The organism is Thermococcus celericrescens (assembly GCF_001484195.1).
In the GTDB taxonomy this organism is placed as follows: Archaea; Methanobacteriota_B; Thermococci; order Thermococcales; family Thermococcaceae; genus Thermococcus; species Thermococcus celericrescens.
Genome location: NZ_LLYW01000059.1, coordinates 1 through 2,471, shown reverse-complemented (window position 1 = coordinate 2,471; position 2,471 = coordinate 1). Strand labels below are relative to the sequence as shown.

General features: G+C 56.6%; 4 protein-coding genes and 1 pseudogene. 4 read left to right on the top strand and 1 reads right to left on the bottom strand.

What is annotated here, in order from left to right; genetic code table 11:
- The 4 genes from APY94_RS12615 to APY94_RS12600 form a co-directional block, all read left to right on the top strand.
- Positions 1-743, top strand: a 743-nt coding sequence (locus APY94_RS12615; protein WP_211259714.1) for a chitinase, incomplete at its 5' end; no start/stop codon positions are given.
- 45 nt (positions 744-788) lie between these two features.
- Positions 789-1,220, top strand: a complete 432-nt coding sequence (locus APY94_RS12610) for a DUF6849 domain-containing protein (RefSeq protein ID WP_058939951.1) — start codon at positions 789-791, stop codon at positions 1,218-1,220.
- Positions 1,186-1,911 (top strand): endonuclease III domain-containing protein, encoded by a 726-nt coding sequence (locus APY94_RS12605; protein WP_058939950.1) that lies wholly within the window; start codon positions 1,186-1,188, stop codon positions 1,909-1,911. The genes APY94_RS12610 and APY94_RS12605 overlap by 35 nt, the downstream gene beginning before the upstream one ends.
- 108 nt (positions 1,912-2,019) lie before the next feature.
- Positions 2,020-2,259 carry a hypothetical protein gene (locus APY94_RS12600; RefSeq protein ID WP_058939949.1) on the top strand — a complete coding sequence of 80 codons (240 nt, stop codon included), beginning with the start codon at positions 2,020-2,022 and terminating at the stop codon, positions 2,257-2,259.
- A gap of 3 nt (positions 2,260-2,262) precedes the next feature.
- On the opposite strand, the pseudogene APY94_RS13040 reads toward APY94_RS12600, so the two are convergent.
- Positions 2,263-2,471, bottom strand: a pseudogene (locus APY94_RS13040) (geranylgeranylglyceryl/heptaprenylglyceryl phosphate synthase); the annotation flags it as partial.

The window sequence follows — 2,471 nt, the reverse complement described above, 5'->3', positions numbered from 1 at the left end:
ATGAGGTCAGGGAGCTGAGAAAAGCCGGGGGCGACGTCATAATAGCCTTTGGCGGGGCAGTCGGGCCGTACCTCTGCCAGCAGGCCCAGAGCGCGGAGCAACTCGCCGAGTGGTACCTCCAGGTCATCGACACCTACAACGCCACCTACCTCGACTTCGACATAGAGTCCAGCATCGACGCCAACCTGCTCGCCGATGCCCTCCTCATAGTCCAGCGTGAGAGGAACGTCAAGATAGGCTTCACCCTCCCGAGCGACCCGGGGGCGGGCCTCGTCGGTAGCGGCTACTCGATAATCCAAACGATGGTTGAGAAGGGCGTCGAGATAGACAGAGTCAATCCGATGACGATGGACTACTACTGGACCCCCTCCAACGCGGACAACGCGATAAGCGTTGCCGAGCACGTCTTCAGCCAGCTCAAGGGGCTCTACTCCGACAGGAGCGACGCTGAAATCTGGGGCATGATCGGCCTCACCCCGATGATAGGGGTGAACGACGACCACAGCGTGTTCACCATCGACGACGCCCAGAGGCTCGTGGAATGGGCGGTCCAGCAGGGGCTCCGCTTCCTCGCCTTCTGGAGCGTGGACCGCGACCACCCCGGGCAGGAGGGGCAGGTTTCACCGACTCACAGGGGCACGAGCGACCCGGACTGGGCCTACAGCCACGTCTTTGTTGAGTTCATGAACGCCTTCGTCCAGAGCGCCGGCACTTCAGCCCAGGCGGTGGCCGTTCCGGTTTGAGATAACCTTTTTTACCCCAATTTTTCCATTTCCCCCGGTGGTGTTATGAGGGCCGTTCTAAAGCCCCTCTTCGAGGCCGAGCTGCCGGCCGATTTCAGCGAGGTCATAAAGGGCAAGCTCATGGGGGAGGAACTCAGGACGGGTGAGGAAATCGAAGTCGAGCTCCTCGGAAAGTCCCTTCGCTTCAAGGTCGTCCTGGCGGAGCCCTCGCCGCTGAAGGTGGGCAAAAGCACGAGGATAGAGTTCTCGCAGGGCGAGGTTGAAGTCGTTGATTTTGAGTTCGAGGGGCCAGTGAGTGAGGTAATCCCCTTTGAGAAGGGATTCGTCATCGCCTTCGAGAGGGAGGTTCTGATTCTGAACCACAACGGGCAAAAGATTTATAGCGATGAGTTCGATGACCTAAAGGCAGTTAGGGTCTCCAAAAACTCGGTGGTGATAATCTATGAGGAAAACAAAATCAGGCTCGTTAAGCCTTGAGGGCTTCACCTTCAATGAAACCTGGGAAGAGAAGAGGAGGAGGGCCGAGAGAATAGTTGAGGTCCTGATGAGGACTTACCCGAGGGAGAAGCTCCTTATAGGCGACCCGTACAGGACCTTAATCCACTGCATAATCTCACAGCGCATGAGGGACGAGGTAACCTACAAGGTCTGGGAGAGGCTGTTTGAGAAATACGGGAACATTCGGGGGATAGCCAACACGCCGGTCGAGGAGATGCAGCGCTTCCTGCGGGAGAACGGGGTCGGCCTCTGGAAGACCAAGGGTGAGTGGATAGTGAATGCCTCCAGGATAATCCTGGAGAAGCACGGGGGTAAGGTTCCCGATGATATAAGCGAGCTGATGAAGCTCCCTGGGATAGGGAGGAAGTGCGCCAACATAGTTCTGGCCTACGGCTTCGGCAGGCAGGCGATTCCGGTTGATACCCACGTGAACAGGATAAGCAAGCGCCTCGGCCTGGCTCCACCGAGGGTTTCTCCGGAAAAGGTCGAGGAGTACCTCGCGGAGCTGATTCCCTACGAGAAGTGGATTTACGTGAACCACGCGATGGTGGACCACGGGAAGAGCATATGCAACCCGATAGGGCCGAAGTGCGAAAACTGCCCGCTTAGGGAGCTGTGCCCCTACGCGAAGAGACTGGTGATGGATGCGGACTTAAAGGGGCGCCGATGACGCTCCCATATTTATAACTACCAGGACTATTTTCATACCTGCCCGATAATTCCCGTTCATGAAAAGGGTTATATAGGCCTTCTTTCATAAAATAAAGCGGTGATATGCATGCAAATTGTTGAACTCGACATAAAATTGCCCTACGAAGGAAGGGGAAGGATTCTGGGCCGTTTGTATGGCACGGTTAGGGGCAGGATTCGCGACATTCACTTCTTCCCGCCCGATGCTGAGGGCATAAGCGAAATTAAGATGGAAGTGGTCGAGGACAACGCTCCAAAGCTTCTCTCCGACCTCAAAAAGATCGTCAGGAACGGAAAGATAACGTTCAAGGTTCTCTCCGAGGTCTGAGCCTCATCCCTTTATTCCCCTGTTTAGCTCCACCAGCTTTTCCCTGGCCTTCTCCAGAGAGCCGGCCTTTTCTATCGCGGTTCCGGTGACGATTATGTCGGCGCCGGCCCTCACGGCCGCCCGCGCCTGCTCCGCACTCCTTATGCCGACCGCCGACGATGAAGCGGAACGTCTATGACGCGCTTCACGAGCGCTATCATCTCGGGGGGAAC